The sequence below is a fragment of the Curtobacterium sp. S6 genome, assembly GCF_000710345.2.
GTDB lineage: Bacteria > Actinomycetota > Actinomycetes > Actinomycetales > Micrococcaceae > Rothia.
In genome coordinates, this window is the sequence record NZ_KL537415.1 from 150,818 (window position 1) to 177,075 (window position 26,258).

Annotated in this window: 19 protein-coding genes and 3 tRNA genes; 4 read left to right on the forward strand and 18 right to left on the reverse strand. The window is 63.2% G+C overall.

The annotated features are described in order from the left end of the window. Positions 1-88 precede the first annotated feature (88 nt). On the forward strand, positions 89-2,080 hold the full coding sequence (locus tag CURSPS6_RS11645; RefSeq protein ID WP_030016417.1) for a serine/threonine-protein kinase: 1,992 nt from the start codon (positions 89-91) through the stop codon (positions 2,078-2,080). Between the two features lie 51 nt (positions 2,081-2,131). On the opposite strand, the gene CURSPS6_RS11650 is transcribed toward CURSPS6_RS11645, so the two are convergent. The 6 genes from CURSPS6_RS11650 to CURSPS6_RS11675 form a co-directional block, all read right to left on the reverse strand. Continuing rightward, on the reverse strand, positions 2,132-2,695 hold the full coding sequence (locus tag CURSPS6_RS11650; RefSeq protein ID WP_051687989.1) for a DUF805 domain-containing protein: 564 nt from the start codon (positions 2,693-2,695) through the stop codon (positions 2,132-2,134). A gap of 22 nt (positions 2,696-2,717) precedes the next feature. Beyond that, positions 2,718-7,010 (reverse strand): FtsK/SpoIIIE domain-containing protein, encoded by a 4,293-nt coding sequence (locus CURSPS6_RS11655; RefSeq protein WP_030016421.1) that lies wholly within the window; start codon positions 7,008-7,010, stop codon positions 2,718-2,720. A 46-nt stretch (positions 7,011-7,056) separates the two neighbouring features. Further along, positions 7,057-8,346 carry an amino acid ABC transporter substrate-binding protein gene (locus CURSPS6_RS11660; protein ID WP_051687990.1) on the reverse strand — a complete coding sequence of 430 codons (1,290 nt, stop codon included), beginning with the start codon at positions 8,344-8,346 and terminating at the stop codon, positions 7,057-7,059. Continuing rightward, positions 8,343-11,378, reverse strand: coding sequence for a hypothetical protein (locus CURSPS6_RS11665; RefSeq protein WP_035811296.1), 3,036 nt, complete (start codon positions 11,376-11,378; stop codon positions 8,343-8,345). Before CURSPS6_RS11665 ends, CURSPS6_RS11660 begins: the two co-directional genes overlap by 4 nt. Positions 11,379-11,948: 570 nt before the next feature. Further along, on the reverse strand, positions 11,949-12,773 hold the full coding sequence (locus tag CURSPS6_RS11670; RefSeq protein ID WP_030016426.1) for a rhomboid family intramembrane serine protease: 825 nt from the start codon (positions 12,771-12,773) through the stop codon (positions 11,949-11,951). A gap of 121 nt (positions 12,774-12,894) precedes the next feature. Next, on the reverse strand, positions 12,895-13,437 hold the full coding sequence (locus tag CURSPS6_RS11675) for a peptidylprolyl isomerase (RefSeq protein WP_030016427.1): 543 nt from the start codon (positions 13,435-13,437) through the stop codon (positions 12,895-12,897). Positions 13,438-13,651: 214 nt separating this feature from the next. Here CURSPS6_RS11675 and CURSPS6_RS11680 point away from each other — a divergent pair, with 214 nt between their 5' ends. After that, complete coding sequence (locus tag CURSPS6_RS11680) at positions 13,652-14,497, forward strand: hypothetical protein (RefSeq protein WP_030016428.1); 846 nt, start codon at positions 13,652-13,654, stop codon at positions 14,495-14,497. A 175-nt stretch (positions 14,498-14,672) separates the two neighbouring features. On the opposite strand, the gene CURSPS6_RS11685 is transcribed toward CURSPS6_RS11680, so the two are convergent. From CURSPS6_RS11685 to gyrB, 10 genes are all read right to left on the reverse strand, one after another. After that, positions 14,673-14,951: a DUF3349 domain-containing protein gene (locus tag CURSPS6_RS11685; RefSeq protein WP_030016430.1), complete on the reverse strand. Its 279-nt coding sequence runs from the start codon at positions 14,949-14,951 to the stop codon at positions 14,673-14,675. Between the two features lie 33 nt (positions 14,952-14,984). Continuing rightward, positions 14,985-15,281: a hypothetical protein gene (locus CURSPS6_RS11690; RefSeq protein ID WP_030016432.1), complete on the reverse strand. Its 297-nt coding sequence runs from the start codon at positions 15,279-15,281 to the stop codon at positions 14,985-14,987. A gap of 16 nt (positions 15,282-15,297) precedes the next feature. Beyond that, entirely contained in the window at positions 15,298-16,581 is a 1,284-nt protein-coding gene (locus CURSPS6_RS11695; protein WP_082470536.1) for an inorganic phosphate transporter, read from the reverse strand. A 220-nt stretch (positions 16,582-16,801) separates the two neighbouring features. Continuing rightward, positions 16,802-16,872: transfer RNA gene (locus CURSPS6_RS11700), tRNA-OTHER, on the reverse strand. A 165-nt stretch (positions 16,873-17,037) separates the two neighbouring features. Beyond that, positions 17,038-17,113, reverse strand: a tRNA-Ala gene (locus CURSPS6_RS11705). Between the two features lie 4 nt (positions 17,114-17,117). Continuing rightward, positions 17,118-17,237 (reverse strand): DLW-39 family protein, encoded by a 120-nt coding sequence (locus CURSPS6_RS12850; protein WP_235503772.1) that lies wholly within the window; start codon positions 17,235-17,237, stop codon positions 17,118-17,120. A 27-nt stretch (positions 17,238-17,264) separates the two neighbouring features. After that, a tRNA-Ile gene (locus CURSPS6_RS11710) sits at positions 17,265-17,338 on the reverse strand. Positions 17,339-17,447: 109 nt separating this feature from the next. Then, positions 17,448-17,834, reverse strand: a complete 387-nt coding sequence (locus tag CURSPS6_RS11715; protein WP_051688022.1) for a DUF3566 domain-containing protein — start codon at positions 17,832-17,834, stop codon at positions 17,448-17,450. Between the two features lie 200 nt (positions 17,835-18,034). Further along, complete coding sequence (gyrA, locus tag CURSPS6_RS11720) at positions 18,035-20,716, reverse strand: DNA gyrase subunit A (RefSeq protein ID WP_082470540.1); 2,682 nt, start codon at positions 20,714-20,716, stop codon at positions 18,035-18,037. A 93-nt stretch (positions 20,717-20,809) separates the two neighbouring features. Next, on the reverse strand, positions 20,810-22,834 hold the full coding sequence (gene gyrB / locus CURSPS6_RS11725; protein WP_030016438.1) for a DNA topoisomerase (ATP-hydrolyzing) subunit B: 2,025 nt from the start codon (positions 22,832-22,834) through the stop codon (positions 20,810-20,812). A 386-nt stretch (positions 22,835-23,220) separates the two neighbouring features. On the opposite strand from gyrB, the gene CURSPS6_RS12855 reads away from it, so the two are divergent. Both CURSPS6_RS12855 and fdhD read left to right on the forward strand, forming a co-directional pair. Continuing rightward, positions 23,221-23,541 (forward strand): DUF6457 domain-containing protein, encoded by a 321-nt coding sequence (locus CURSPS6_RS12855; protein ID WP_051687991.1) that lies wholly within the window; start codon positions 23,221-23,223, stop codon positions 23,539-23,541. Next, positions 23,538-24,380, forward strand: a complete 843-nt coding sequence (fdhD, locus tag CURSPS6_RS11735; protein WP_030016442.1) for a formate dehydrogenase accessory sulfurtransferase FdhD — start codon at positions 23,538-23,540, stop codon at positions 24,378-24,380. The genes CURSPS6_RS12855 and fdhD overlap by 4 nt, the downstream gene beginning before the upstream one ends. Here fdhD and CURSPS6_RS11740 read toward each other — a convergent pair. Together CURSPS6_RS11740 and recF are read right to left on the reverse strand one after the other, a co-directional pair. Continuing rightward, a complete protein-coding gene (locus CURSPS6_RS11740; protein ID WP_082470542.1) occupies positions 24,377-25,012 on the reverse strand; it encodes a DciA family protein in 636 nt (211 codons plus the stop codon). The genes fdhD and CURSPS6_RS11740 overlap by 4 nt on opposite strands. Then, positions 25,009-26,253 (reverse strand): DNA replication/repair protein RecF, encoded by a 1,245-nt coding sequence (recF, locus tag CURSPS6_RS11745; RefSeq protein ID WP_030016449.1) that lies wholly within the window; start codon positions 26,251-26,253, stop codon positions 25,009-25,011. Before recF ends, CURSPS6_RS11740 begins: the two co-directional genes overlap by 4 nt. Positions 26,254-26,258: the final 5 nt, after the last annotated feature.

Sequence of the window (26,258 nt, forward strand, 5' to 3'; positions counted from 1 at the left end):
TCGGTGTCGGGAAGACAGGGCCGGAATCAGCCCCGTCGCGTATGCTTTATCCCGGCACATCGCGGGTATTCAGTCAGGGGTCCAATAAGTGGAGGGAATCCAGCAGGGAGCACCGCTCGGCGCATTCTACGAATTTGCGGAGAAGGTCGGTTCCGGTGCCATGGGCGAGGTCTGGACCGTAACGCATTCCCTGACGGGTGAGACCCGCGCGGCCAAGGTTCTCCACCCGGAACACGGGAGGGATCCCAAACTCGTCGAGCGGTTTATCCACGAACGCTCGCTCTTACTCTCACTTCACCACCGGGGCATCGCCCGGGTCCGAGACCTCGTCGTCGAGGCGGATCGACTTGCGATCGTCATGGACTACGAGCCCGGCGGCACCCTCAGCGACTATCTATCCCACCACTCGACGCTGAAACCGTCGGCCGCGCTCCAGGCGGCGACTCAGGTATTCGATGCTCTGGCCTATGCCCACGAGCACGGCATCGCGCATCGCGACGTCAAACCGGAAAACGTCCTCCTCTCCCAACGGACCGAGGGCGACCTCGGCGGCATCTTGCGCGTGACCGACTTCGGCATCGCCTCGTTGACCGAATCGGCCACCCGCCATTCCACGGGAATCATCGGCACCCCCTACTACCTCTCCCCGGAGAGCATCACGACGGGTGTCACGGGAGGTCCCGCCGACGTATATGCCACGGGCATCATGCTCTACGAATTGATGGCCGGGAGAACACCCTTCGCCGGCCCGGGCACCGACTTCGCGATCGCCTACCGTCACGTCAGCTCCCAGCCACCCCGCTTGGACCTTCCGCTACCGCTGTGGCAGGAGCTCATGGTCCTGCTGTCCAAGAATCCGGAAGAACGGCCTTCCGCAGCCGAGGCCGCCGGCACGACGCGTGCATTGGCCAAGAAGTACCAAGACCTCGGCGCCCTGGCTCCCCTCCCCGAGCCCATGTACTTCGACGAGGCCGAGAAGCCCTCGACCGCGCACCGTGGCATCGTCCCTGATGCGTCGGGGAATGGCTCGAGAACCGAGGACGCGGTTCCGAGCGAGGCCGTCGAGGCGGCCCCGCAAGAATCCCCCGAGTTGGGAGACGCGGGGCAGAAGACCATCGTCCGCCCCATAGCGCGTCCGGACATCGGCGAGCCGCAGGGCCAAGAGCCTTCAGGCCCGGAGGAAAAGAGCGGCCGTCCGGACTGGCTGACCAACAAGGTTCTCTGGATGAGCGGCGCGGGCCTGATCTTGGTTCTCGCCGTGGTGGCAGCCCTGATCTGGGGGCCGGGCATGAACAAGGACAAGCCGAAGGAGTCCTTCACCGCACAGGGTGAGCCCGCCTCGCCATTGCCGAGCGGGCTGTCCGTCCAGCGATCGGCGGAATACGATCCGAACTCGGGGACGGCTCGCCTGAAAATCACCTATTCGGCCCAGAAAGCTGACCTCTCCGGCGATTTCCTCGAGGTCATCCCCGACGCCGGCGGTGGCTCCTGCCCGTCGGTGGACTGGGAGGGCGCTTCCGCCCAGCGCAATCAGGTCTCGGTCACCGGCCTCGAGGCCAAGTGCGGATGGCAGCTCAAAGACCTCAAGGTCCCCGCCAATGATTCGACCGAGGTCACCGCGAGGATTCACATGGACTCTTCCTCGGAAAAGGACCTCAAGGACTGGGTCAAGGCCGTGGGAGACAAAACCGAAGACGCCACCACCAATGAAGGCACCCATTCCACGGCATACCCGGCACAGCGCCTCACCGACATTCAGGTCAAGGCCCCGGATCGGGCGGTCAATCAGTCGTCACTGAATATCTCCCTCTACCCGGTGTGGCCGAGCGGCCCGGACACCCTCAACCCTCTCTTCGTCAGCCCGTCCAAGGGTGAGCCGTCGAAGATGTTGTCCTCGATTTCCTCTGCGGATCAGGGCGTGCATTTCACCGACGGATGCGCCGGAAATACCGTCGTATCCAAGGACGGGAAGTCGGTCACCGCGCTGTCCGTCGCGCCTCAGTGCAGCGTGAATGCGTCGGTGGGTAATTTCACCGATTTGCAGAGCAACCAATTCAGCATCACGGCTCGCGGCAAATAGAAAACCCGCCGGTCCTGTGATGGACCGGCGGGTTTTCACCGCAAAGAATGGTTAGGACACGGGCTGATTCACGTCCGGACCGGGCGCCTGAGGATGCTGGCCGTACTGTTGCATCGGCCGCTGAGGGGCGTCGAACCGCGCTCCTTCGGGCTTACCGGGTAACAACTCCATGATGAGCAGGGCCAAACCTCCCACAGGGATCAAGATCAGCAAGTAAAACCATCCGCTGAGGTTGGCGTCGTGCAGACGACGCACTCCCAACGCGATGATCAAAATTCCGAACAACGGCAACAAAAACAGGAGGATGATCGCCGCCGGAATCATGAACGCCCCGTTCGACTTCTCATATCGTTGCGTGTGGAGTTCTCCGGGCCCCGTCGCATACTGCCATTCGCCATACGAGGGGAATACGTGTTCCCCCAGGAATTGCAGGACTACGACGACGATAATCGGCACCAGAATGAGCAACAACCACACCCACCAGAATTCCGACCGCGAGGCGCGTCCCGAAAACTTGAACATGTTTTTCGCCCAGTTCTTCACGGCGGTACCGAACCCGACGCGCGGCCGCGGTTGCGGTTGCGGTTGCGCCTGGGCGTAATCCATTGAGGTCATCTTTAATTCTCCTGGTGATTGATTAGTCGGTCGTCATATCGTCCGGGCTCATCGCCTGAACGAGGCTCATGTCTCCGCCGGCAAAGGCGTAGCCGCGGCCCTTCGTCAGTGCCACCGGGGCGCGGCGGGGAAGCGTTGCACCGAAAAATTCGCCGTCGAGGTCGACGTTCGGTTGCAGGATGATGCCGCTACGGGATTTCCTGACGCTGCGGGTCCAGTGGCTGTACATGGTTCTCAGGTCATTGGACCGGCCCGCGGCGATGATGCATAGCCCCGGATGATCGGTCTCCACGAGTGAGCTGATGGATTTGTCGGTGTCGTCGAAGCGTTCGGCGTCGTCGATCAGCAACAGAACCGGACCTCGTTCGATGCGCAGGGACGCGATCAGGGCCGGTACCTCATCCGGACCCACGGCGACCTTGTCCAAATCCGCGTCCACGAGCGGAGACCTCCGGGAGCACACGCCCCACACGGCGGGAATATGTTCCCCACCGCCGCCAAGCTTGCGCACGGATTCGGCGATGGCCAACAGGAGCGTGGACTTTCCCGAGCGTGCCGGCCCCACGATGAGTCCGTGCTCGCCGTCGTAGAACTCGAGTTCCGACGTCGCCAGATCGTGTTCGCGGACGCCGATCGGGATCTTCCACGGCATCCCGGAGAAGCTGGGCTCTCCCGCGACCGAGGAGACCGGCAGGACGTCGGGGAGTTGGCCGATCACGTCTTCCTTGGCCTTCGCGTCCGGCCACTGGCTGACCACGCGGTCGATCGCCTCGAAGATTCCGCACTGCGGTGTGGCCACGTGCATCTGAGAAAGCACGTTGACGTCCACGCAACGCCCCGACACGGAAGCGGGGATGTTGGTCCCCTTAACCCCGAGCGAGGCATAGTCGTAGTGGTCGGCGAGTTGATAGACCCAACGCTGAAGGGACACCTCTTCCATGGCCGAAGGCGTTCCCTTGGCGCGCGAGGTCGACACCACGAAATACAGCCCGAGGCTCGGGCCCTCCGCGTAGGCGCGGTAGAAAAAGCTCAGCAGGTCCGCGCCCACGAAGTCGGAGAATTCGTCCTTGAGCGTCGCGAACCCGTCCAGGAATACGACCGCTTTGGGGTAGCGTCCCGGATGGGCGCGGCGTCGCTGGATCTCCTCCATGAGATGCCGGAGGAATCGCGCCTGTTTCTCTTTGGCGCCGGAACCCGTCCCCACGTACGCCACCGTGTGGGGCATTCGTTCGAGGGGTTCGAGATCCCGGGACCCCATGTCGAGGATCAGGAATTCGAGCTCCTCGGGAGACGCCGATGAGGCGAGCGTCAGGGCAATCGACATCATGGTCGTGGTGGTACCGCTACCGGGAATGCCGATGAGCATCAGGTTGCCCTGGCTCATGTCCCATCCGGCCGGGATCTGACGCTGGCGATCCGGTTCGTCGGCCAAGGCCACCGAGACCATCGTCCCCTCGACGGAACCCACCTCCGGTACTGCTCCCTCGTGCTCGCCGGTCGCAAAGCCTTGCAACGGGACGCGGCGGCCCAGGGCCTCGGGCCACACCTTGAGGGGATCGGAGTATCCGAGGTCGTCGGAGGCCTCCGTGATCGCGTCGATCAGCACATCCAGGTCGTTCGATTCGTTCCCGCCCTGCTTGGCCGGCGCCTCGGGCAACGCCGGAACGCCAAATTCGCTGACGTCGCGGATGCCCACGGAGGTCTTCTCCGTCGCCTCGGTCCTGCCGGTCACCAGCGCGGTCTGAACAGGCGTGATGTCGTCCTGTCCCAGCTTCACGTAGGCGCGGCCGAGTTGCGAGCGCGAGATCGCCGCGGCCTCGGGGACACCGATGACGTTCGTGGAGTCTTCCTTGGATTGGACGCGCAGGGCGACCCGCATGTTGGTGTTGGCCAGGATGTCGTCGTTGACCACGCCGGCAGGTCGCTGCGTCGCGAGGATCATGTGCACGCCGAGGGTACGACCGACCGCCGCGACGCTCACGAGCGAGTCCAGCACGTCCGGGAAATCCTTGGCGAGCATCGCGAACTCGTCCACGACCAGGAGGAGACGCGGCATCGGTTCCTCCGGATTCGTCGCGAGGTAGGCCGGGAGGTTATCGATGCCTTCCCCGGCGGCCGCGAAGACCCGCTGGCGGCGTTCCATCTCGGCCTCGAGCGAGCGCAATGCTCGGTCGGCCAGCTGTTCGTCCAGGTTGCTGATCGTTCCGATGGTGTGCGGAAGCCGCTCACACGCGGTGAATGCGGCACCGCCCTTAAAGTCGATGAGGATGAAGTTCAGCCGCGTCGGATCGTGGCGCGCGGCCAGACCCGCGACCATCGACCTCAGGAATTCGCTCTTGCCCGAACCGGTGGTTCCGCCGACCAACCCATGGGGGCCGTCTTTGACCAGGTCGATCGAGTAGGTGCCATTGTCGCCCACGCCGATCTCGGTCGCGAAGCCGCGGGCATCGGCCCACGTCTGGCGTATATCCGCGGCGGTGGGGTGCGCTAGGTCCATCAGCTCCGGCAGGCGCACGAGCGATGGCAGCGAGGCCCCGGGAATCACGAGCTCCGGATCATCGTAGTGGGCGAGGTTCATCGCCGCCCGGCGCGCGGCCTCGAGGTCGATCCCGGAGAGCACCAGATCGTCGACGGTCTTGCGGTCGCCGGGCTCGGTCATGGTCGCCGAGGCATCGTTCTCGACGTGAACCACGTAATTACACGAGGCCGGGAGCTGCTCCTCGGAGGTCGCGATCACGACGCCGGGGACCCGATGCTTGCGCTCCTCCGGCCGCAAGGTCCGCGCCTGGGTCATCGACCGTCCGTACCCCAGCAAGGAGCGCGCCGGTGCGTCGCGCCCCTCGGTGAGAACCTCGGAGTCGATCACGACCATGACGGACGGTGTCAGAAAAGTGTCGATCCCCTGCCTCAGCTGCCGCAACATCGCGGAACTGGTGTCCTGGTCGTCGGAGATCCATCGCTGCCCGGTCGGCGAGCCCGCCTGCCGCGTATGAGGCAACCACGAGGTCCAGGACCAGTCGTCGGACCGGCCCTTGTCGAAGAACACACCCAGGGTCATATCGGCCGGTCCGCAGTGCACCGCGGCCTGAACCACGAGGTTACGGGCGAGCGCGAGCGCGCCGTCGCGCTGCCCCACGATCCCGATGACGCCGGCGTCCGTCAGATCCGCCATCACGGGAACCTGCGGCAACCGACTCTCGGAGAGGGCGTCCTTGACCTCGTCGGGAACGGTCGAAATTCCCGATTTGTCGATCTCGGGACTCCAGGGGATGTCTCCCGTACCGATGTAAAGGGCCATGAAGTCTTCGGCCGACTCGCGGCGTTGCCACATTTCGGTGCTCGGCAGGGCCGGTCGGCGAAGGACGAGCGACGGGTCGGGGATGATCTCCCGACGTCGTGCTGCTTCCTTGACCCCCGCGGTCAGGATCTTTTCCCTGAATTCCTGGAGGGCCTTCTTAAAGCGTTCGGCTTCTTCCTCGAGCCCCTTCTTGCGACGGTGCCGCTGTTCGACCCACATGCCGATAGCCATCACGGGGCTCAGGAGCGCAAACAACGCGAATCTCGCGTTTCCCATCACGAAGACCATGGCCACCGCCAGGATCAACGGCGCGATCACGGTCGCCCAGCTGAATTTGCTCGCGTTGGGTACGTCCTTGTGGACCGGCGGCTTGACCGGCTCCGGACCCTTCGGCGCCCCGGGGCGCGGGGGCCTGTTGAACGGCGCGGTCCGTGCCGGGGTGAGGTTCGGCAGGGTTCCGGCCGCGGGCGCGGTGGGCTCGTTCATGCTCGGTCGGAAGACGACGGTGCAGCCCCCGGCCTGGACGGAGGTCGCTTCGGTGATCTCCCGACCTTCCTCCGGGACTTTCGATCCGCCGACCAGGGTCCCGTTGGTGGACCCGGAGTCCAGAATTTTGAGCCCTTTGCCCGTGCGCTCGACCCGGAAGTGTTCCCAGGAGGCGCTGTCGGTGGGAAGGACGACGTCGGCCTGCGGGGACCGGCCGATGATCATCTGGCGGTGATTCGGCACCGCGACCACGGCGCCCGTGGTGATCCCGTCGCTGACGCCCGCCGTCCAGTCCTTGATCCTGGAGGGCTTGGTCGTCGGCGTGAGAGAGATTCGTGAGCCTTCCAGCAGGTTCAGCTCAGAGAGGCGCGAGGTGGGGGAGATGGGCTCGTGATCCAGGTACGCGGACTGTGCCTCGTCGATCGCGGGAGCGCCGGCCTCACGGAGGAGTTCCGAAACCGTGGTGGTCTCGCGCCAGTGATCGACCTCCACGCTTCGGTGGAAATCGGCCAATTCGATGAGCAGTCGCATGGTGGGTTTACCTTCTCTTCGGCCGAGGCCGCGGGGTCACGGGGTTCTACCGAGTCGTTGCGGAGAACCAGGTGAGGGTCTGGTCGGAAGATTCTTCGGGTCGAAGGCCCAGTTGCTGGGTCGAGGAATGCACGGGGAGCACCGGGTCGGTCGCGGCGTCCTTGTGGGAGAAGTCCAGGGAAGATCCGGCGAGACCATCCGATGGCCCGAGGGTGAGTTTGCGCAGGTTGTCGGCGACATCCTTGGGCGCGGCGCTGCCACCCCGAGAAATGCCGTTCACGAGGGCCACCACGGCGTCGTGGCTCCGCGAATCCGCCTGCTGGGCAACCTTGGAAAACTCTTGGTCTTCCGTGAGGTTCTTGGCCTGAGGATCCTGCGAGAGCACGCGGACACCATTGAGGAACGCCGACATCGCTCGCCCGTGGCCGTCGCTGGCCAACGAGGCGGAGTCGAAGGAATTCGTGCCGATGGTCATCAGATCACCCGAGGGACTACCGTCTTTCTCCTTCAGGGTCTTCTGAAATTCCGGGCTGGTGGCTTCGGGCGTCATCACGATCGGCGCGTTGACCTTGGCTTGCTGCAATGCGGCGACGAGGGCGGCCTCGGTCGAGGCATCGGCGCTGACGACCACCGAGTCGGCGGAGGTTTGCGTCTGGTCCTTTGGATTGGTCTTGTCGGCAACCTTCCGGGCGACCTGTTGGACGTCGTCTCCTGCCTTGTAGGAGATCGTGTCCGCGTACTGGACGCCCTGGGGCGCGTGGCCGTCTCCATCGATCAACACGGGTTTGTTGTGCGAGTCGAGGGCCTTCTGCACGCCCTGAGTGGTGTCAGATGCTGACGGAGCCAACGACCAGACGTTATCGCGCGATCCGTCGGTCGGGGAATACGGCTGGATGACCGGGATACCGCTGTCGCGGGCTTCGTCGAGCCCGGACGCCGTGTGGTCGCCACTCGTGGCCATCACGATGCCCGAGACCCCTTGCTCGGAGAGCTTGTGAACCGCGTCCTTGGCCCCGTCGGAGGTTCCGTTATCGTTCTCGGTGACGAGCTCGACCTCGGTGCCGCCCATCTGGAAGCGGTGTTGGGCGACGCGGGCTCCCTGCGCGGCGTCGGCCCATTCCGAGCCTTCCGCCGCGTTGCTACCGAGGGTCTCGATCACACCGATCTTGGCCTTCTGCGAGACCTTTTCGGCGGACAACGCCACCGGAACCGTCACGGCGACCGCTTGGTCCTGCTCCTGCTCTTGGTTGGTCTTGACCAGCACGAGCGTGGTGGCGATACCGACGATCAGCACCAGGGCGACCGCGGAAATCCAGATCAGCGCCTTCTTGCTCATTTCTCCACCTCACCGATGTGGAAGCTGTAGAGGGACTTGACCGCCACACCGTTGGGTTCATCTAGATGGAACCCCTTCATAGTGGACAGCTTGTCCAACGACGCCTTGAACTGGGCCTGCCGCAATTGAAGCCCGTCGATATCCTGGCTCCGCACGTTGGCGAAACCTTCGGCATTCTGTTCGGCGAGCGCCAACTGGTAATCCGCGGACCCGGCCCTGGCCGAGCTCGTGGCCATGGCGCCCAGGAGACCGGATCCGTTGACGCGCCGGTCACCGAGGTCGAGAAGGAGGTCATTCATGTCGTTGGCCAGCAACGTCGAGGATCCGGCGAGGTCGCGGGTCGCGGCCGAGGTGCGCTCGTTCAACCCCTGCAGGGAGCCCTGAGTCTGCTGGTCAACACTGGTCTGCAGGGCGTTTCCTTGCCCGGCAAGTTGCTTACGCTGTTCCTCCACGGTTCCGTTCGCCGTGCCGACTACTGAGGTGGCCGTGTTGGACAGTCCCGCCACGGAATTGCCGAAGGAGTTCACGACCGCTTGGCTGCTTTCCTGGCCCTGTTTCGAGATCACGCGCGTCTGCTCGTCCATCATGGAGGAGATCTGCTGGGCGGTCTTGTCGGAGGTGTCCTTGAAGGCCTTCTTCACGGATTCTTTGACCTCGGTTTGTGTCTCCTTGATCTCGTCGAGATCTCCTGAAAGTGCGCCGGTCTGTTCCTTCAATCCGCTGACGGCCCCCTTGAGTTTGCCGACCTGATCGCCGATGGCGCCGCCTTGAGACAGCGCTAAACTCAGGTCCTCTCGCTTGTCCCCGACGTCATCGGATTGAGCTTTCACTGCCTCGATCTTGTCCTGAAAATCAGCGATCTTTCCACCGATGAATTGGGCGCTATTTGGGTCCGTCTCGTTAATGATCTGATCCCACTGTGTGGCCTGATTCTCAAGCCGAGCGTCCATTGGCTTTTCCGGAACCGTCGGTTCGGTATCAACCATCGGCTTGACCTCGACGGCCTGCCCCTGTGCCTGCGCGGTCGGAGTCACAGGAGCGTCTGAGGACTCCTCCGATTTCGGAGATTCCGAGGTCGACCCGTTCGACGGTTGCTTGTCGCTCGGCTGAGACGATGCTTCGGAAGGGGTCGGAGTGGGATTTTCGGTCGGCGAGGCGGACGCCGTAGGCTCCGGCGGCGCAGCGGCAGCAGCCGACTTATCGCAGGTCCCGTTGTTGACGTATTTCAACAACTGGGCCACCTGCTCCTTGCTCAGCTTGCCATCTTGGGCAATCCCATCGTCCTGGAGTGCACAAATCTGTTCGGCCAGCGCCTTATTTTGCGCCTGCATCGTGCCGTTGGCCGCAGCACCGTCGCCGGCGGCGCCGATCTCTTGCCTGGCCTGAACCGCGGTCTGATGAATCTCGTCCAGGGATTTCTTGAGTTTGTCCACGTCGATGGAAAGGTCTTTTGTAGATTCCTTCAAACGACCGTTGGAGGCATCGAAATCCTGTAAAGCTTTGGCAACATCAGGGTTAATAGGCCCCGGGGGTAGTTTCTCGAGAGCTGCCTCCAACTCACCGATATTGGCGTTGACCTTGCCGAGGCTCTCGTTGGCCTTGCGCACCCCTTCAGGCTGCAGGGAATCGATGACCTTCGTGCTTTCGTCGACCGTCCCCAGCAGGGAGGCCGTGACCACCGAGGATGAGCTATACAGCGAGCACGTCAGGGACCCCACCTTGCAGTTTTCCGCGTTCGGCTTCTCCGGACCCACCAGGGTCTTCAGCGACGCGGAAAGTTCCTTCTGACATCCCTCATTCGCCTTGGCGTAGCCCTGCAAAAAGCCCGAGAGCTGAATCAGGGACGAATACACCGTCGACCCGCCCTGGGGTTGCGGGATCTGCGCGTTGCAGGTTTCTCCGCTGAAATCCATCGCGGGCGCGGAGCCCGAGGTGTCCCCGAGCATCGAGTCCAGGGCCTTGACGGTTTGGCTCAGTTGCTCCGTCATGGCCGACTTATTGTCCTTGGCGGCCTGGTCCAGATCACCGCTCAGGGTGTCCACCTGCTCCGAGAGACCCTTCATGGTGTCGGTCAGTCGTTGATTGCTCTTGGACAGGTCCTCGGAGGCCGTCTTGCCCAGGGTCTCGGAGTTTGCATCCAGGTTGTTCCGGACGTCGCTGATCTGGGTTCCGGCGTCGTTGAGCGTCTGCTGCGTCTCGGAGGCAAGTTTCATGGTGCGCTGCAACAGCGCCATTTCGGTGGAATCGTTATTGTTGAACGCCGACGTCAGGACGCCGTCGGTCGAGAGATTATTCGAGAACCCCGGCTGAACGCCCACATCGAAGTTCGGGGCGTGAAAGTCCTTGGCGTCCAGGTTCAGCTGCATGGTGGTGCTCGCCCCCGAGGAGGGCGGGGCCAGAATCGAGGCCCACTGCACCACGGTCTTGCCGTCCTTGGTCGAGCTCACGATGCCGTTGGTCCCGTCGGCCTTGTTGTCGGGATCGGTCGCGTCGCCGACCACCTGATTGGGCGAGACACCGTCGAGCTCGGTCGAACCGGAAACGCTCATCGGGATCCCCACCAGCGCCTGCTTGCTGTGCTTGGTGCCCCCGGCGTCGTAACTGACCTCTTGCGGGGCCACGCTCAGGTTCTCGACCGTGAGGTTGATGTGAACCTTCCCGGAGTACCCATCCAAGTCCTTGAGGTTCGACCCCGACTGATCGTCACCCGTTGTGTAGTTGGTCGTGATTCGCACGGGAAGATCATTGACGACGTCGCGGGTCTCGTACCGCGAATCTTTGCTTTCGGACTTCCCCGAGTCTGAGTTGGCGAAGATATTATTGCTCGCCACGGATGACACTGATGCATCGCTTCCCAATTGAACATTCACGGACTGCAGAACGTTCGTGGGGTCATCGACGGCGTTCTGTTCCTCGCCGCAAGAAGTCAACAGAAGCGCGGCGATCATCCCGCCACTGAGAGCGGCGAACAGCCGCCGGGGATAGCGATTCTTCCAGGATGAACGTGGGGGCGCTGACGATGATTTGGTCATGGTGGTTCCTCGACGATGCAGGGTGAGAGCCAAACTAGTCTAAGGCCCCGCATCAGAAAACCATGGGCAAAGCAATATATTTCAATAGTCCATATTTGAATGGAGCAGACCTCGAATTGCATTCCCTTGCGACTAAAAGGATCTGCCGAAAAATTGCTTTACGAATAAAGTAATCAACTCTTTATTGTGAAGCTCAGCCGTGTCCCACGCGCCACCCCGGAGAGGATCTCGCGCAGCACACCACCCCACACCACACCGCCACGAGCCTCCACCCCGAGGAGGCCCCGTCGCCGCGAGGGCCGTCGCCGCTCAGAATCACAAGAATCTCCGGCTGGTCCATGCCCCACTCATCCCCAGTAGTGCACAAAGTTATCCACAGGAGTGGAAAACCAGTCCCCTTCCCACGGGCCGCCGGCGCACTCAACCCCGTCATTCCGGGAAAAACCATCATCCACAGGGTTATTAACAGGTGTGGAGTTACAGCCCTGTAGTTATTAACAGCTGTGGGTAACTCCTGTGGATAACTGCGGTCAGCCGCAGGAATCGTGTAATCACAAAAAATGCGAAAGCCTACCTGCTGGGCCCGCTCCCCCGCCGTGGCCGGGATTGCCGATGTGTGGTCACGTCGAATAGCAGCGCGATGACCGCTCCCACCACGAGTCCGCCCACATGCGCCTGCCACGCAATGCCGGGCACGATGAAACCGAAGACGAGGTTGATACCCACCAGAACCAAGAGTCCACGGGTGTCTCCCCCGCGGAATCGCGTCCACGCGAAGAGGGCTCCAAAGAGGCCGAAGACGCCGCCCGAAGCGCCCACCACGAGGGTGTACGGGCTCGCCAACAGGTACACGGCCGCGGAGCCGCCGATGATCGACAGCAGGTACACGACCAAGAACCGCCACCTTCCCATCCGCGGTTCCAACGCCGCGCCAAAGATGTACAGCGTGTACATGTTCAGCCCGATGTGCAGGAGATTGCCCGGGGAATGGACAAAACCGCTGGTGAGCATCCGCCAAGGCTGCACCTCGGTCAAAACCGGCGCGTAGGCCAGATGGTTCAGGACCAACTGCCGAGGTAGAACCCACTGGGCCACGAAGACCAGCACGGTCACCGCGATGAGCGTCCACGTCATCGCGAGTCCCGAGGCACCGGGAAGGAAAGAACTACGTCCGCCACCACCGCCTTGCTGGTTCTGCTGAACCTCACGCACGCAATCGACGCACTGCACGCCGACCGGAACCTGCACCTGACACTCGGGGCACACGGGTCGATGGCAGCGAGCGCAGGTCACGTAGGAGACCCGGTCGGGGTGTCTCGGGCAAACGGGCCGTCCGTTGGGCTCCCCGCCGGCGGACGCGTCTCGCTGTCCGTACCGGGGCGGTTCCTGATCCATGGGTTGTCTCCTCGTTTGTGACGCAGTAAAGGTGAGTTTAAAAATGAGGCCCCACCGCGGAGCGGAAGGGCCTCATTCGGGTGGGATCGGTGAGTGATCCCGAAGGTGACGCGGACGCGTCTTAGAGCTGTTCGATATCGATGCTCTTCATGACGATGTCCTCGACGGGACGGTCCATCATGCCGGTGGCCACGCCCTCGATCTCGTCGACGACCTTCTTGGAGTCGTCGTCCGCAACCTCACCGAAGATGGTGTGCTTGCCCTGAAGCCAGGTGGTGGGAACCGTGGTGATGAAGAACTGGGAACCGTTGGTGCCCCGGCCGTTCTGGATGCCGGCGTTGGCCATGGCCAACATGTAGGGCTCGTTGAAGTTCAGGTCCGGGCTGATCTCGTCGTCGAACTGGTAACCCGGGCCGCCGATGCCCTGTCCGAGGGGGTCGCCGCCCTGAATCATGAAGTCTCGAATGATGCGGTGGAAGATCACGCCGTCGTACAACGGGGTGGTCTTCTTCTCGCCCGTCTTGGGGTCGGTCCACTCCTGGGATCCGTCGGCAAGACCGATGAAGTTCTTGACGGTCTTGGGCGCATGGTTGCCAAACAGGTTGACCACGATGTCGCCGTGGTTCGTGTGAATGGTCGCTTTTGCAGTGGGAATCGCAGTCATGTCCATTATTTTCCCATGAGGGCGCCCACCTCCCAAGAGCGTTCCGCCTTCAGTGAAAACACGGGGGCGACTCGCCCGAAGGGTGGGGACACCGTACTGCTCATTACATATCCTGGGAGAGGACTAAAACTGACTCGGTAAAAACTGCCCGTCTCTTCGACGGGTGGCGTTGGCAGAGATGCTGTCTGCGCACCGGTCCACGAGGAGGTAACTCATGGGATGCCAGAAGAAGGCTGAAAAGAAGGCCCAGAAGGCCGCAAAGCAGGCCCGCAAGTCGGCAAACGCTCGTTACTCCGAGGGTGTCGACAAGGTCAACGATCTGACGACCAAGCTGCAGAAGCGTGCCGATCAGGCCAACGACTGGGCGCAGAAGGAGGTCGCTCCCCGTATTCAGGAGCAGATCGACCGCGCCACCCCGGCCGTTGAGAACGCCGTGTCGAACGCCCGCGTGAAGGCCGGAGAGGCCGCAGGCGTCCTGGCCGATAAGCTCAACTCCGCCGAGGTCAACCCGCAGGTCGAAGCCTGGACCACCAAGGTCACCGGCAACAAGAAGACCTTCAAGAAGGCGCAGAAGGCCGCGGCCAAGCGCGCCGAGGAGTTCGCCAAGCAGCAGAAGAAGGCCAACAAGAAGTCCCACAAGGGTCTTCTCGTCTTCGGTCTGCTGGCCGCGGCAACCGTCGCGGGTGTCGCCGCATGGCGCGCTTCCCGTCCGGTCGAGGATCCCTGGAAGACTCCGGCGGATGCCAACCAGAAGCCGGGTTCGGCCAAGAACGACCAGCCGGGTGAGGCCGCCAAGCCCGTTCCGGCTGAACAGAAGGTCACCAAGCCCGCTTCGGCCCCGGCTCCGGCCAACCAAGAGGTCAAGTCGCTGAACGACCCCAAGAACACCAGCCACCCGGCCCCGGGCGCCCCGATGGATAAGCCGGCCACGCCGGTCGCGGGCACCCCGGACGCCAAGGGCAACCGTCCGGCTGATGGTCAGGACAAGGGCGAGGCCGAGAAGCCCGCTCGTCCGGGCAAGCACGAGGCCCCGAAGAACGATCAGGACGGCAAGAACTAAGGTTCTTTCCTACTGAACGACGACGCCGCCGCGCTGATCCAGCGCGGCGGCGTCGTTTTTTATGGTTCTGATACGTGATCATTCAATTCCGTGCCGGGATATCGACCGGTGAGGAAATTGACGGTGGGCTTCGACCGGGAGAATCGGTTCCCTGCGCCGAGCGTTCACGCCGGGGTTAGAGGTCCCAACCGCCGTGACGGAGGTGTTCCTCCACGCGGTTGACGTCCTCGGGAAGTGGCATCTCGTCGGTGATCTTGGTGATCTCCACGCCGATATCCACGGTTCCCGCGGGAATGACCCCTTCGGCCTTGAGCTGTCGGCAGATGTCGACGATTTCGTCGTCACCCAGCCGACGCCGCAATACGGCCACCAGGGGGATATAGTCCTGGCTTGGCATTCCCTCGGGGTATCCAGCTCTGAGCCACCTGATCACGGAGGCAGCGATGTTTCGCATGTCGCCTCCTTTCTTAGGGCTCTGGAGAGAACCCTACTTTTTGGCGAGACCCAAGAAGTTAAATCCCGTCAAATGAAAGAGGAAATCCTTGGCGATCCAGAGGATCCCCATGAGAATCGCCGCGATAATCACGGCGAAGACGATGGTGCCCAGAATCCGCATGGGGGCGGACGCCGGACGGACCTGCACCACGGAGCCATCTTCCTGAACCTGGGTCTGGCCGGAATTGATGCGCATTCCCAGGGCGAAGAGGGCGGGGAGCCCCGCGCCCAAGACGATGCCCGCAATGGTCACGGGAATCAGATTCGACAGAAGCTGCAGAAAATTCATGATGATCCTTTCGTGACTAGCGGTTGAGTGAATCGGCTGGGTGGGAGCTGCTCGTGGCGTCCTGACCAATCATTTCGCCAACCTTCTGGGGAACCATCGGTCCGCCGAGAGAACTCTCAGCTTCACCGGGCTTCGGCGTCGCGCCGTCGAGGCTCGCGGAGTCGCCCTCCCAATGGTCGTTGACGTTGTCCTGCGTGACCGGGGTCTTGCGGGAGCGTGCCCACATGAAGCCCGACAGTGCGATCAGCAGAGCAAAGACCACGAGGGCTCCGACGAGCTCGTTGCTCACCATCGCGACGAGATGAGCGATGAACCACGTGATCGCGCCGACGATGGCTGCCGCGGGAATCGTGATGACCCAGGCGGCGACCATGCGACCAGCGACGACCCAACGGACCTCCGCGCCCCTGCGTCCCAGCCCGGTGCCGAGGATCGAGCCGGTCGCGACGTGCGTGGTCGACAGGGCCATGCCGAAGTGCGAGGAGGTCAAGATGATCGCGGCAGAAGCGCCTTCGGCAGCCATGCCCTGCGGCGAATCGATCTCTACCAGGCCCTTGCCGAGGGTTCGGATGATGCGCCAACCGCCGAGGTACGTGCCGAGGGCGATCGCGCCGGCGCACGTGAGCTTGACCCAGAACGGGATGTCCGCGCTCGGATCGATCGAGGAGGAGGCGACCAGCGCCAGGAAGATCACGCCCATCGTCTTCTGGGCGTCGTTCGTTCCGTGAGCCAGGGACACGAGCGATGCGGTGCCGACCTGACCCCAGCGGAAACCGCGTTCCTTCTGGTCGTCTCCGACCTTGCGGGTGAGGCGGTAGATAACGGCGGTGCCGATGGTCGAGATGAGGCCGGCGACCACCGGAGCTGCAACGGCCGGAATGATGACCTTGGCGACGATTCCGGTCCACAGGACGCCGCTCACGCCGAGACCGGCGATCGTCGCGCCGATCAGGCCCCCGAAGAGGGCGTGTGACGAGCTGGAGGGAAGGCCCAAGAGCCACGTGAGCAGATTCCACGTGATGCCGCCGACCAGGCCGGTAAACACGATGATCATCAGGTCACTGCCGGAGGTCATCTGGAGGTTCACGACCTCCTTGCCGACCGTCTTCGCGACCTCAATCGAGAGGAACGCGCCAACGAGGTTGAGGATGGCGGACAGCGCAACGGCAACCTTGGGCTTGAGGGCCCCGGTGGCGATCGACGTGGCCATGGCGTTTCCGGTGTCGTGGAAGCCATTCGTGAAGTCGAAGACCAGTGCCGTCACGATGACGATTGCGAGGATGATGAGTTCAGGTGTCACATGTGAATTATGCCGACGCGCGTCTAAAGACCAACCCAGACTTTGGTGAACATAGGGTTAACTCATTATCGGTAACCTGTGATTTTAACTATGTTCCCCGTAAGGTAGACAGTTTGCTCTCGGGAGGAGACAATCCGCTTCCGGAGCACGCCCTTTCGAGCGGGAAGTACACACGAAAAAGGTCCCCTTCCGGTGGAAGGGGACCTTCATGCGTATTCGGTGGAGGCGAAAGGACTCGAACCTCTATCTTCTGCCCGAAGGCAGCTGCGCTACCAGTTGCGCCACACCCCCGAATCGGTGCCGTCGCTTCGTGGATTTACCCATGTCAACGAGGCCTTGTACAGCCTACAACAACGCCGCTGAATTGCCCAAGTGGCCCGCCCCGGACGCCCTCGCACGACCGACGGATAGCAAAAAGCCCGGGGCGTCGTCTTCACGATGCCCCGGGCTTTTCCCTGGTGGAGGCGAGGGGACTCGAACCCCTAACCCTCTGCTTGCAAAGCAGATGCGCTACCAATTGCGCCACGCCCCCAAATTCAGTCGACCACGTCCGTGGACTCTTGCCACGTGCGCTTGGTCTCCTGCGAGTCCTTGACTCGTTTGGTCACCACAAAGGCAACCGTACCGGCCGCGATGGCCGCCAGGATCTTCCGCATGGGAACCTCCTCGGAGAAAAGACTCTGTGGGCGTACCAGGAATTGAACCTGGGACCTCTTCGTTATCAGCGAAGCGCTCTAACCGTCTGAGCTATACGCCCTTATTGGCCTTGGGCCGGAATAAAACATTACATGACTACCCGGCTCCAGCCAAATCCCCTTTCGGTGACCTCACCCACAGGGTGGGACACCGGAAGGGGAAACCTCTGATTAGTCGTCGGTCAGGGTGACCCCGATGCCGCCGACCAGTTTGGCCGCGATGTTGTACAGGAAGGCCGAGATCACGCCGAGCAACGTCATGAGAACGACGTTCACGATCGACAGGATCGTCGCGTACAGGGCCACCTGTCCGAGGGAGAGGTAGTCCGTAATGGATACCGCGTTGCCCTGGCTGGACAGCATCGACAGCACGGAGTCCACGCCGCCGAAGATGCCCGTGATGTCGAAGACGAGCCACAGGATCACGGTCGCCACCACGACGACGATGCCCACGGCGACCGACAGCAGGAACACCAGCTTGGCGATCGACCAGAGGTCCACCTTGGCGACCGTCAGGTGCGCACGACGGACCTTCGAGCGAGGTGCCGGGCGAACCAAGGGACGAGATCCCGAGGCCGGGCGCCTCTTATTACCGTTCGAAGGGCCCTTCGACGGCGCGTTTTTGGTCGCCGTCACCGATTCGCCTCGGGCCGAATTCCCTGCTGCGGGTTGCCGACGATTGTCGGCCGGCTTGCGTGCAGAGGAGCCGGCGGGCGCGGCGGAAGACCTGCCTGCCGCATTCCCAGGTTTACTAGTGCTCACTCATTACCTCCGTGTGATGAAGATTCCGACTCGGCCGGAGTATCGGTCCGTTCACTACTGTTGTCCAACGGTACTGCATTTTCGGTATCGAGCACTTCAACCGAACCGTCCTCGGCAATCTCTTGCCCCTCATCAACGCCCTTGTCCTGATTTCGGGCGATAGAGATGATTCGGTCGTTCTTGGCGGGCTTGGCAAAAATGACGCCCATGGTGTCGCGCCCCTTCGCCGGGACCTCGGCCACGTGGGACCGAGCGACCTTTCCGGACTGCATGACCACGAGGACTTCGTCGTCGGCGCCCACGATCAGGCCGCCCACCAGGTCCCCGCGATCCTCGACCAACTTGGCCACCTTGATGCCGAGACCGCCTCGACCCTGCACCCGGTATTCCTGAACCTTGGTGCGCTTGGCGTATCCGCCCTCGGTCACCACGAAGACGTACGAGTCATCGGTCACCACGTTGGCGGCCAGGAGCTCATCGCCGTCGCGGAATTTCATCCCGGTGACGCCGCTGGTCGCGCGACCCATCGGGCGAAGGGCCTCGTCGCTCGCGGTGAAGCGCAGCGACTGTCCCTTGCGGGAGATCAGCATGATGTCGTCGTCGGCGTGGGCCAGCTGCGCGGAGATGAGCTCGTCATCCTCACGCAGGTTGACCGCGATCACGCCGGCGGTGCGGTTGGTGTCGTAGTCGCTCAGGCGGGACTTCTTGACGAGCCCGTGCTTGGTCGCCAAGACCAGGTACGGGGCGTCCTCGTAGGTGCGCAAGGCCATCACCCGGGCGATCGTTTCCCCCGGCTGGAACGCCAGGAGGTTCGCCACGTGCTGCCCCTTGGCGTCGCGACCGGCCTCAATCAGCTCGTAGGCCTTAGTGCGGTACACGCGGCCGAAGTTAGTGAAGAACAGAATCCAGTTGTGCGTGGTGGTGACCACCAGGTGCTCGACGAGGTCGTCGCCACGCAACTGAGCGCCACGAATTCCCTTGCCGCCGCGGTGCTGCGAACGATATTGGTCGATCCGGGTGCGCTTGACGTAGCCGCCGCGGGTGATCGTGACGACCATGTCCTCTTCGGGGATGAGGTCCTCGACGGACATGTCTCCGTCGTATCCCATGAGGATTTGCGTGCGCCGATCGTCGCCGTAGCGGTTGACGATCTCGCCGAGCTCCTCCGAGATGAGATCGCGCTGGCGCTGCTCCGAGGCGATGATCGCCTTGTACTCCTCGATCATGCGCATGAGCTCGTCGTGACGATCCTGGATTTTCTTCCGTTCCAGGGCGGCCAGGCGGCGCAACTGCATGTTCAGAATCGCTTGGGCCTGCGCCTCGTCGATGTCGAGGAATTCCATCAGGCCGGTGCGGGCCTCGTCGACCGTCGGAGAGCGGCGGATCAACGCGATGACCTCGTCGAGGGCGTCGAGGGCCTTGAGCAGGCCGCGGAGAATATGAGCTTCTTCCTCGGCCTGATTGAGACGGAACTGGGTCCGGCGCACGATGACGTCCATCTGGTGGTGGACCCAGTGGCGGATGAACGCGTCGATCGAGAGCGTGCGGGGCACACCGTCGACGATCGCGAGCATATTCGCAGAGAAGTTCTCCTGCAGCTGCGTGTGCTTGTAGAGGTTGTTCAGCACGACCTTGGCGACGGCGTCGCGCTTGAGCACGATCACCAGTCGCTGGCCGGTGCGACCCGAGGTTTCGTCCCGAAGATCGGCGATACCGGTGATCTTGCCGTCCTTGATGAGATCGGCGATCTTGATCGCGAGGTTGTCCGGGTTGGCCTGGTACGGCAACTCGGTCACCACGAGGCATGTCCGTCCGTGAATCTCCTCGACGTTGACGACGGCCCGCATGGTGATCGATCCGCGGCCGGTGCGGTAGGCATCCTCGATGCCCTTATGACCCAGGATCTGGGCGCCCGTCGGGAAGTCGGGGCCCTTCACGCGCTGCAAGAGCGCCTCCAGGAGTTCTTCGTCGCTGGCCTGGGGGTTTTCGAGGTACCACTGCACGCCGTCGGCCACCTCGCGGAGGTTATGCGGCGGGATGTTGGTGGCCATACCCACGGCGATGCCGGAGGAGCCGTTGACCAACAGGTTGGGGAACCGTGCGGGCAGAACGACCGGTTCCTGGTTCTTGCCGTCGTAGTTGTCCTGGAAATCGACCGTGTTCTCCTGGATGTCCCGCACCATCTCCATGGCGAGCGGAGCCATCTTGCACTCGGTGTAACGAGGCGCGGCCGCGCCGTCGTTACCCGGCGAACCGAAGTTTCCCTGCCCGAGGGCGAGGGGGTAGCGCATGATCCAGTTCTGGATCAGGCGGACCAAGGTGTCGTAGATCGCCGAGTCGCCGTGCGGGTGGTACTGCCCCATGACCTCGCCGACCACGCGGGCACACTTATTGAACGACCGGTCCGGCCGGTAACCGCCGTCGAACATCGCGTAGATGACGCGGCGGTGCACGGGCTTGAGGCCGTCTCGCACGTCGGGGAGGGCGCGGCCCACGATGACCGCCATCGCGTAGTCGAGGTAGGACCGCTGCATCTCGGTCTGGAGGTCGATGCGTTCGACGCGGTCGGTCAGCCGAGGGCCGCCCTCGAGGTCACCGCCGAGTACTTCGCCCTCGATGGGCTCTCCGGCCTGCGGGTCCTGAGGGTCGTTGGTCGAACCGTTGTCTTCGGTGCTCATGCTGTGTTCGTTCCGTCCTGGTGAAAGTCGTCAGTCGCGCGATATCGGTCATCCCGAGGCATTACATGCCTCAATGGGAATATTGAGTATCGGCTAAATATCGAGGAATCGGATGTCCTTGGCGTTCTTCTGGATGAACTCACGGCGTGATTCGACATCCTCACCCATGAGCACCGAGAACACCTGGTCGGCCGCCGCGGCGTCTTCCATGGTCACCTGCAACAACGTGCGGTGATCGGGGTCCATGGTGGTCTCCCACAGCTCGGTGTAGTCCATCTCGCCCAGGCCCTTGTACCGCTGAATGCCGTTGTCCTTGGGCAGACGCTGATTATTCGCCAGGCCGCGGGCGACGACCTCGTCCCTCTCGGCGTCCGAGAAGACGTAGTCGTGCGGCGCATTCGACCATTTGATCCGGTACAGCGGCGGCTGAGCGAGATAGACGTAACCGGCATCGATCAGCGGGCGCATGAAACGGAACAGCAAGGTCAGCAACAGGGTGGTGATGTGCTGGCCGTCGACGTCGGCATCCGCCATCAGCACGATCTTGTGGTACCTCGCCTTATCGATCTTGAAGTCGTCGCCGATGCCGGCGCCGAACGCCGTGATCATGGACTGAACCTCGGCGTTGGACAGGGCACGATCCAGACGGGCACGCTCGACGTTCAGGATCTTTCCGCGCAGCGGCAGGATGGCCTGCCGCTCGGGGTCACGCCCCTGCACGGCCGAACCGCCAGCGGAATCACCCTCCACGATGTAGATCTCGGAAATCTCTGGGTTCTTCGACGAGCAGTCCTTGAGCTTGCCGGGCATGCCGCCCGACTCCAGGAGGCCCTTGCGGCGGGTGGTCTCGCGGGCCTTGCGGGCCGCAAGCCGGGCCTGGGCCGCGGTGATGGAACGGCGAACGATGTCTTTCGCCTCGTTGGGGTTCCGTTCGAACCAGTCCCCCAGCTGATCCCAGACCTCGCGCTGGACGAAGGTCTTGACCTCCGAATTTCCGAGTTTGGTCTTGGTCTGGCCCTCGAACTGCGGTTCGGCGATCTTGACCGAGATGACGGCGGTCAGGCCCTCGCGGACGTCGTCGCCGGTGAGGTTGTCGTCCTTCTCGCGGAGCAGCTTGTTGTCCCGGGCATACCGGTTGATCAGGGAGGTCAGCGCGGTCCGGAAGCCCTCTTCGTGGGTTCCGCCTTCGTGAGTGTTGATCGTGTTCGCGTAGGTGTGCACCGATTCCTTATAGGATTCGGTCCACTGCATCGCGAGTTCGAGGGCGAGCTTCTTCTCGGTGTCCTCGACGTCCACGGAGATGACGTCCTCGTGGATCACGTTGACGCGCTGGCTGGCGTTGAGGAATTTGACGTAGTCGAGCAGGCCGTCGTCGTACTGGTAGACGACCGAGCGGTACCCCTCGGGCGTCGTGCCTTCCTGATTGACCTTGGACTCGGTCTTCTTCTCCGCGGCGACCTCGTTCTCGAAATCGGCCGACTCACGCTCGTCGGTCAGCGTGATGCGCAGACCCTTGTTCAGGAAGGCCATCTGCTGGAACCGGGCCCGCAGTGTCTCGTAGTCGAAATCGATGGACTCGAAGATCTCCGGATCCGGGTAAAACACCTGCTGGGTTCCGGTTTCGTCGGTCTGCGCGCCGCGTTCGAGTTGCCGATCGGTGAACCCGCCGTTGTGGAAGGACATGGTCCACACGTACCCCTGCTGGCGCACGGTGGTCTCCACGCGGGTGGAGAGCGCGTTGACCACCGAAATGCCGACGCCGTGCAAACCGCCCGAGACCGCGTAACCGCCGCCGCCGAATTTGCCGCCCGCGTGCAGAACGGTCATGACGACCTCGACCGTGGGCTTACCCTCGGTCGGGTGCGTATCCACGGGGATGCCGCGGCCGTTGTCCACGACCCTGACACCGCCGTCGGCCATGAGGGTGATTTCGATATGGTCGCAGTACCCGGCGAGGGCCTCATCCACGGAGTTGTCCACGACTTCGTACACCAGGTGGTGCAGACCCCGTTCACCGGTGGACCCGATGTACATGCCCGGGCGCTTGCGAACGGCTTCCAGTCCCTTGAGGACGGTGATGTCGCTTGCGCCGTATTCGTGCTTTTCTTCGGCTGCCACTGTAGGGATTCAGCTCCTTGTATCCAGGCGCCTCAAAGGGCCCGGTCCGGGTACGGCAGGCGTACGCTCGAGCTAGATAACATGACTAAGTATCTTGGACTGCGCGCCACCTGCGTGATGATCTGCTTCGATTCTACCGGACTTCAACGTTGTCAGGGCCGATTTCGACGGTTCTTCGAGACTCTTCATGGCCGTCACAAGCATTTCAATGCCTACTGGCGAGCCTGAACCCTCGTTCGTGTAGGTCCACTCTCGTGGGGCCTCCAAGACTAGAGAGACCATTTGAGCGCTCTACCGGGATTCGGAACCTGACACACCGTGCCCCGACCGGAAGCATCGTCCCTGATCAGGTCTAAGGTGGCCAGAACAACCGCGAAAGGCATGACATGACCGATCAACAGCTGCCCAATCTCGAGGAATGGTTGAACCGCGTCGCCGAGGAGCTCGATCTGCCGGGCGACGTCGTGGTGCCCGGCCCCATTCTGGCGATGACCAAGGACGTGGCCCACGGGATCGTCCGCCCGGGGGCTCCCACGAGTTCCTTCCTGGTGGGGGTCGCCCTCGGCCGCCAGCTGGCCGAAGCCGAGGGCACCCACCCGGATCCTTCCACCACGGCGCAGTTGGAAGGCCTCACCCGCCGGGTCTCCGACCTGGTCTACGAGGTTCGGGCCGAAGCCGGCCTCGGCGAGGAGGCCCAGGAATCGTGAGCCGCAGCGAATCGCGCACCCGGGTGGTGCGAGTCTCCGAGGACGGGACTCGTGACGCTCGGGCCGACATGCTCGCCACGGAAGAACCGCTGGAGATTCGCGTCAACGGCCGCCGCCTCGCGGTCACGATGCGCACCCCCAGCGAAGATTTTTCCCTCGCCGCGGGGTTCCTCCTGAGCGAGGGCGTGGTCACCGACGGCGAGCAGATCTCCTCGATCCGGTATTGCCGCAAAGATTTTGGCCCGGGCGCCGAGGACGGCGACAACACGATCGACGTCGTCCTGCAGCCGTGGGTCCTCCCGCCGCTTCCTTTCCAAGAGCGCAACGTGATGATGTCCAGCGCGTGCGGAATGTGCGGCCGCACGAGCATCGATCAGGTGCACCAGAAGTCGATGTTTTCGGTCGATGACGATCCCCTGCGCCTGACCGAACGGTTCGTCCTGGACATGCCGCAGATCCTCCGCGATCGGCAGAAAGTCTTCGACCACACCGGCGGTTTGCACGCCGCAGGCCTGTTCGACGGCCGAACCGGCGAGCTCGTGGCCGTTCGCGAAGACGTGGGACGCCACAATGCGGTGGACAAGGTTCTCGGATGGGCGCTCTTGGACGGAAAGCTCCCGCTGAGCCAGCACGTGCTGATGGTCTCCGGTCGGGCGAGCTTCGAACTCACGCAGAAGGCCGCGATGGCCGGCGTGCCGATGCTGGCTTCCGTGTCCGCACCGTCTTCCCTGGCGGTCGACCTCGCCAGGGACTCCGGCATGACGCTCGCGGGTTTCGTCCGTGGGCATCGATTCGTCATCTACAGCGGCGGTGAACGGATCGTCGCCTCCGCCGACTAGCCGTAGGTGTCCCGCGGTCCGCGACCGCCCGGCGCGACGCGTCTGCCCTTGCGCCACGAGGGGACATTCGGGCCGAGCACGCTGATCTTTGTCACGATCCCCGGTCCCAATTCCTTCTCGAAGGTCCGCATGAGCTGCGGGGTCATCGTGCGGAGGGTCGTCGCGTAGTTGGTCGAGTCGCAGCGGATCACGACGACCGCGTCCTCGTAACTCTCCGGTTTGGAGTGGGCCGCTATCGATGCGCCGACGATCTCGGACCAGCGCGACAACACGCTGCTGACCGCGACGGGCTCCTTCCATCCGCGGGAAGAGATCATGTGGGTCAGCACCGAACCGAGGCCTTGGGGATCCCGCGAGGACTTGCCCGGCCCGGTGTATCCGCCCAGGGTCCGGGGATCCCACGCCTCATCGCGCCAACGGCGCACCTTCGACTTGCCGGGCTCCGCGGAGACCACATCCCCGAAATCCCGAATGATCTTCTTGGCGGCATTCCCCGTGAGCCGACCTTCGCCACGTTCGAGCGCGGCGTTCCTCAGCCGTTGCAACAACGCGGCCGGAGCATCGATCTGGTTGCGCTCCAACACACGCCGGGCGGCCTCGCCGGTGGCGTCATCTCCGGGGTTCGTGGTCATTCCGACTCATCCCCGTCTGGGGGCGCACCGGAATTCTCGTCGGCGTCCAGCCCCGTGCCCGACTGGTCCTGCACGACCACGGCCTGGCCCGGAGAGACCCGCACGATGCGTCGCGCACTCTCCAGCTCGTCGGGCAGGTCCTCCTCGACGGCGCACGTCACCAGAACCTGTTCGGCGCCGGAAACGATCCGAGCCAGCCGCGCCCGCCGGGTCGCGTCGAGCTCCGCGAAGACGTCGTCGAGGATCAGGATCGGGCAGGCGGAATCGTCGTCGTGGTCGGCCTGGTGCAGATACCACGAGCCCAGCCGCAGGGCGAGGGCGTAGGACCACGTTTCACCGTGAGAGGCATATCCCCGAGCGGGAATATCTCCGAGGATCAGGCTGATTTCGTCCCGATGCGGCCCGACCAGGCTCATGCCCCGTTCGACCTCGTCGACGGCCCGTTCCTCGAGCGCGGACTCGAGCATCGCACCCAATTCCTGCAACGGAATGCGTGAGAGCGCCGCGATGTCGGCGCCGGCTCCCCGCCCGAGAGCGACGGATTCGTACACAAAGCCGAGGGTCTTCCCACCGTCGGTGAGCTGTTCATAGGCCCGGTCTGCTTGGGGCAAGAGACCGGCCAATACCTGGAACCGCGCCTGCATGATGCGAGCCCCGAGGTTGACGAGTTGACCGTTCCACACGTCGAGGGTCGCGCGTTCGTCCTCGCCGAGGGATTTTCCGACGCCGCGTTTGCGCAGCGACTTCAGCAGGGCATTGCGCTGCCGCAAAACCTTCTCGTAGTCGGCCCGGTACCCACCGATGACCGGACGCAGGGAGACCGCGAGGTCGTCGACGAAACGACGGCGCCCCGCCGGTTCGCCCTTAACGAGGTCGAGGTCCTCCGGCGAAAAGAGCACGGTCTGGCAAATGCCGAGGGCCTCCCGGACACGCACCGGCGCGGCGCGATTAATCCTGACGCGATTGGCCTTTCCCGGGGCGAGCTCGAGTTCCATGACGGTCTGTTGTCCGCCACGAACCACCCGCGAACGGATATAGGAACGATCCGCGCCGACCCTAATCAGGGGGGCGTCGTTGCTGACCCGATGGGAAGACAGGTTTGCGGTGTAGTCGATGGCCTCGACGATGTTGGTTTTGCCCACGCCGTTCGGCCCAACCATGACGGTCAGTCCGGTGGTCAGCGGGAGATCCAGGAACCCGTAGGTCCTGAAGTCCATGAGCGAGAGGTGATCTATGTACACCTCGC

Coding starts and splice junctions, on each gene's coding strand:
- CURSPS6_RS11665 (WP_035811296.1), bottom strand. CDS start 11,378: ATGACCAAATCATCGTCAGCGCCCCCACGTTCATCCTGGAAGAATCGC.
- gyrA (WP_082470540.1), bottom strand. CDS start 20,716: ATGAGCACCGAAGACAACGGTTCGACCAACGACCCTCAGGACCCGCAG.
- CURSPS6_RS12855 (WP_051687991.1), top strand. CDS start 23,221: ATGACCGATCAACAGCTGCCCAATCTCGAGGAATGGTTGAACCGCGTC.
- CURSPS6_RS11690 (WP_030016432.1), bottom strand. CDS start 15,281: ATGAATTTTCTGCAGCTTCTGTCGAATCTGATTCCCGTGACCATTGCG.
- CURSPS6_RS11685 (WP_030016430.1), bottom strand. CDS start 14,951: ATGCGAAACATCGCTGCCTCCGTGATCAGGTGGCTCAGAGCTGGATAC.
- CURSPS6_RS12850 (WP_235503772.1), bottom strand. CDS start 17,237: ATGCGGAAGATCCTGGCGGCCATCGCGGCCGGTACGGTTGCCTTTGTG.
- CURSPS6_RS11680 (WP_030016428.1), top strand. CDS start 13,652: ATGGGATGCCAGAAGAAGGCTGAAAAGAAGGCCCAGAAGGCCGCAAAG.
- CURSPS6_RS11650 (WP_051687989.1), bottom strand. CDS start 2,695: ATGACCTCAATGGATTACGCCCAGGCGCAACCGCAACCGCAACCGCGG.
- CURSPS6_RS11675 (WP_030016427.1), bottom strand. CDS start 13,437: ATGACTGCGATTCCCACTGCAAAAGCGACCATTCACACGAACCACGGC.
- CURSPS6_RS11740 (WP_082470542.1), bottom strand. CDS start 25,012: ATGACCACGAACCCCGGAGATGACGCCACCGGCGAGGCCGCCCGGCGT.
- CURSPS6_RS11660 (WP_051687990.1), bottom strand. CDS start 8,346: ATGAGCAAGAAGGCGCTGATCTGGATTTCCGCGGTCGCCCTGGTGCTG.
- CURSPS6_RS11655 (WP_030016421.1), bottom strand. CDS start 7,010: ATGCGACTGCTCATCGAATTGGCCGATTTCCACCGAAGCGTGGAGGTC.
- CURSPS6_RS11670 (WP_030016426.1), bottom strand. CDS start 12,773: ATGGATCAGGAACCGCCCCGGTACGGACAGCGAGACGCGTCCGCCGGC.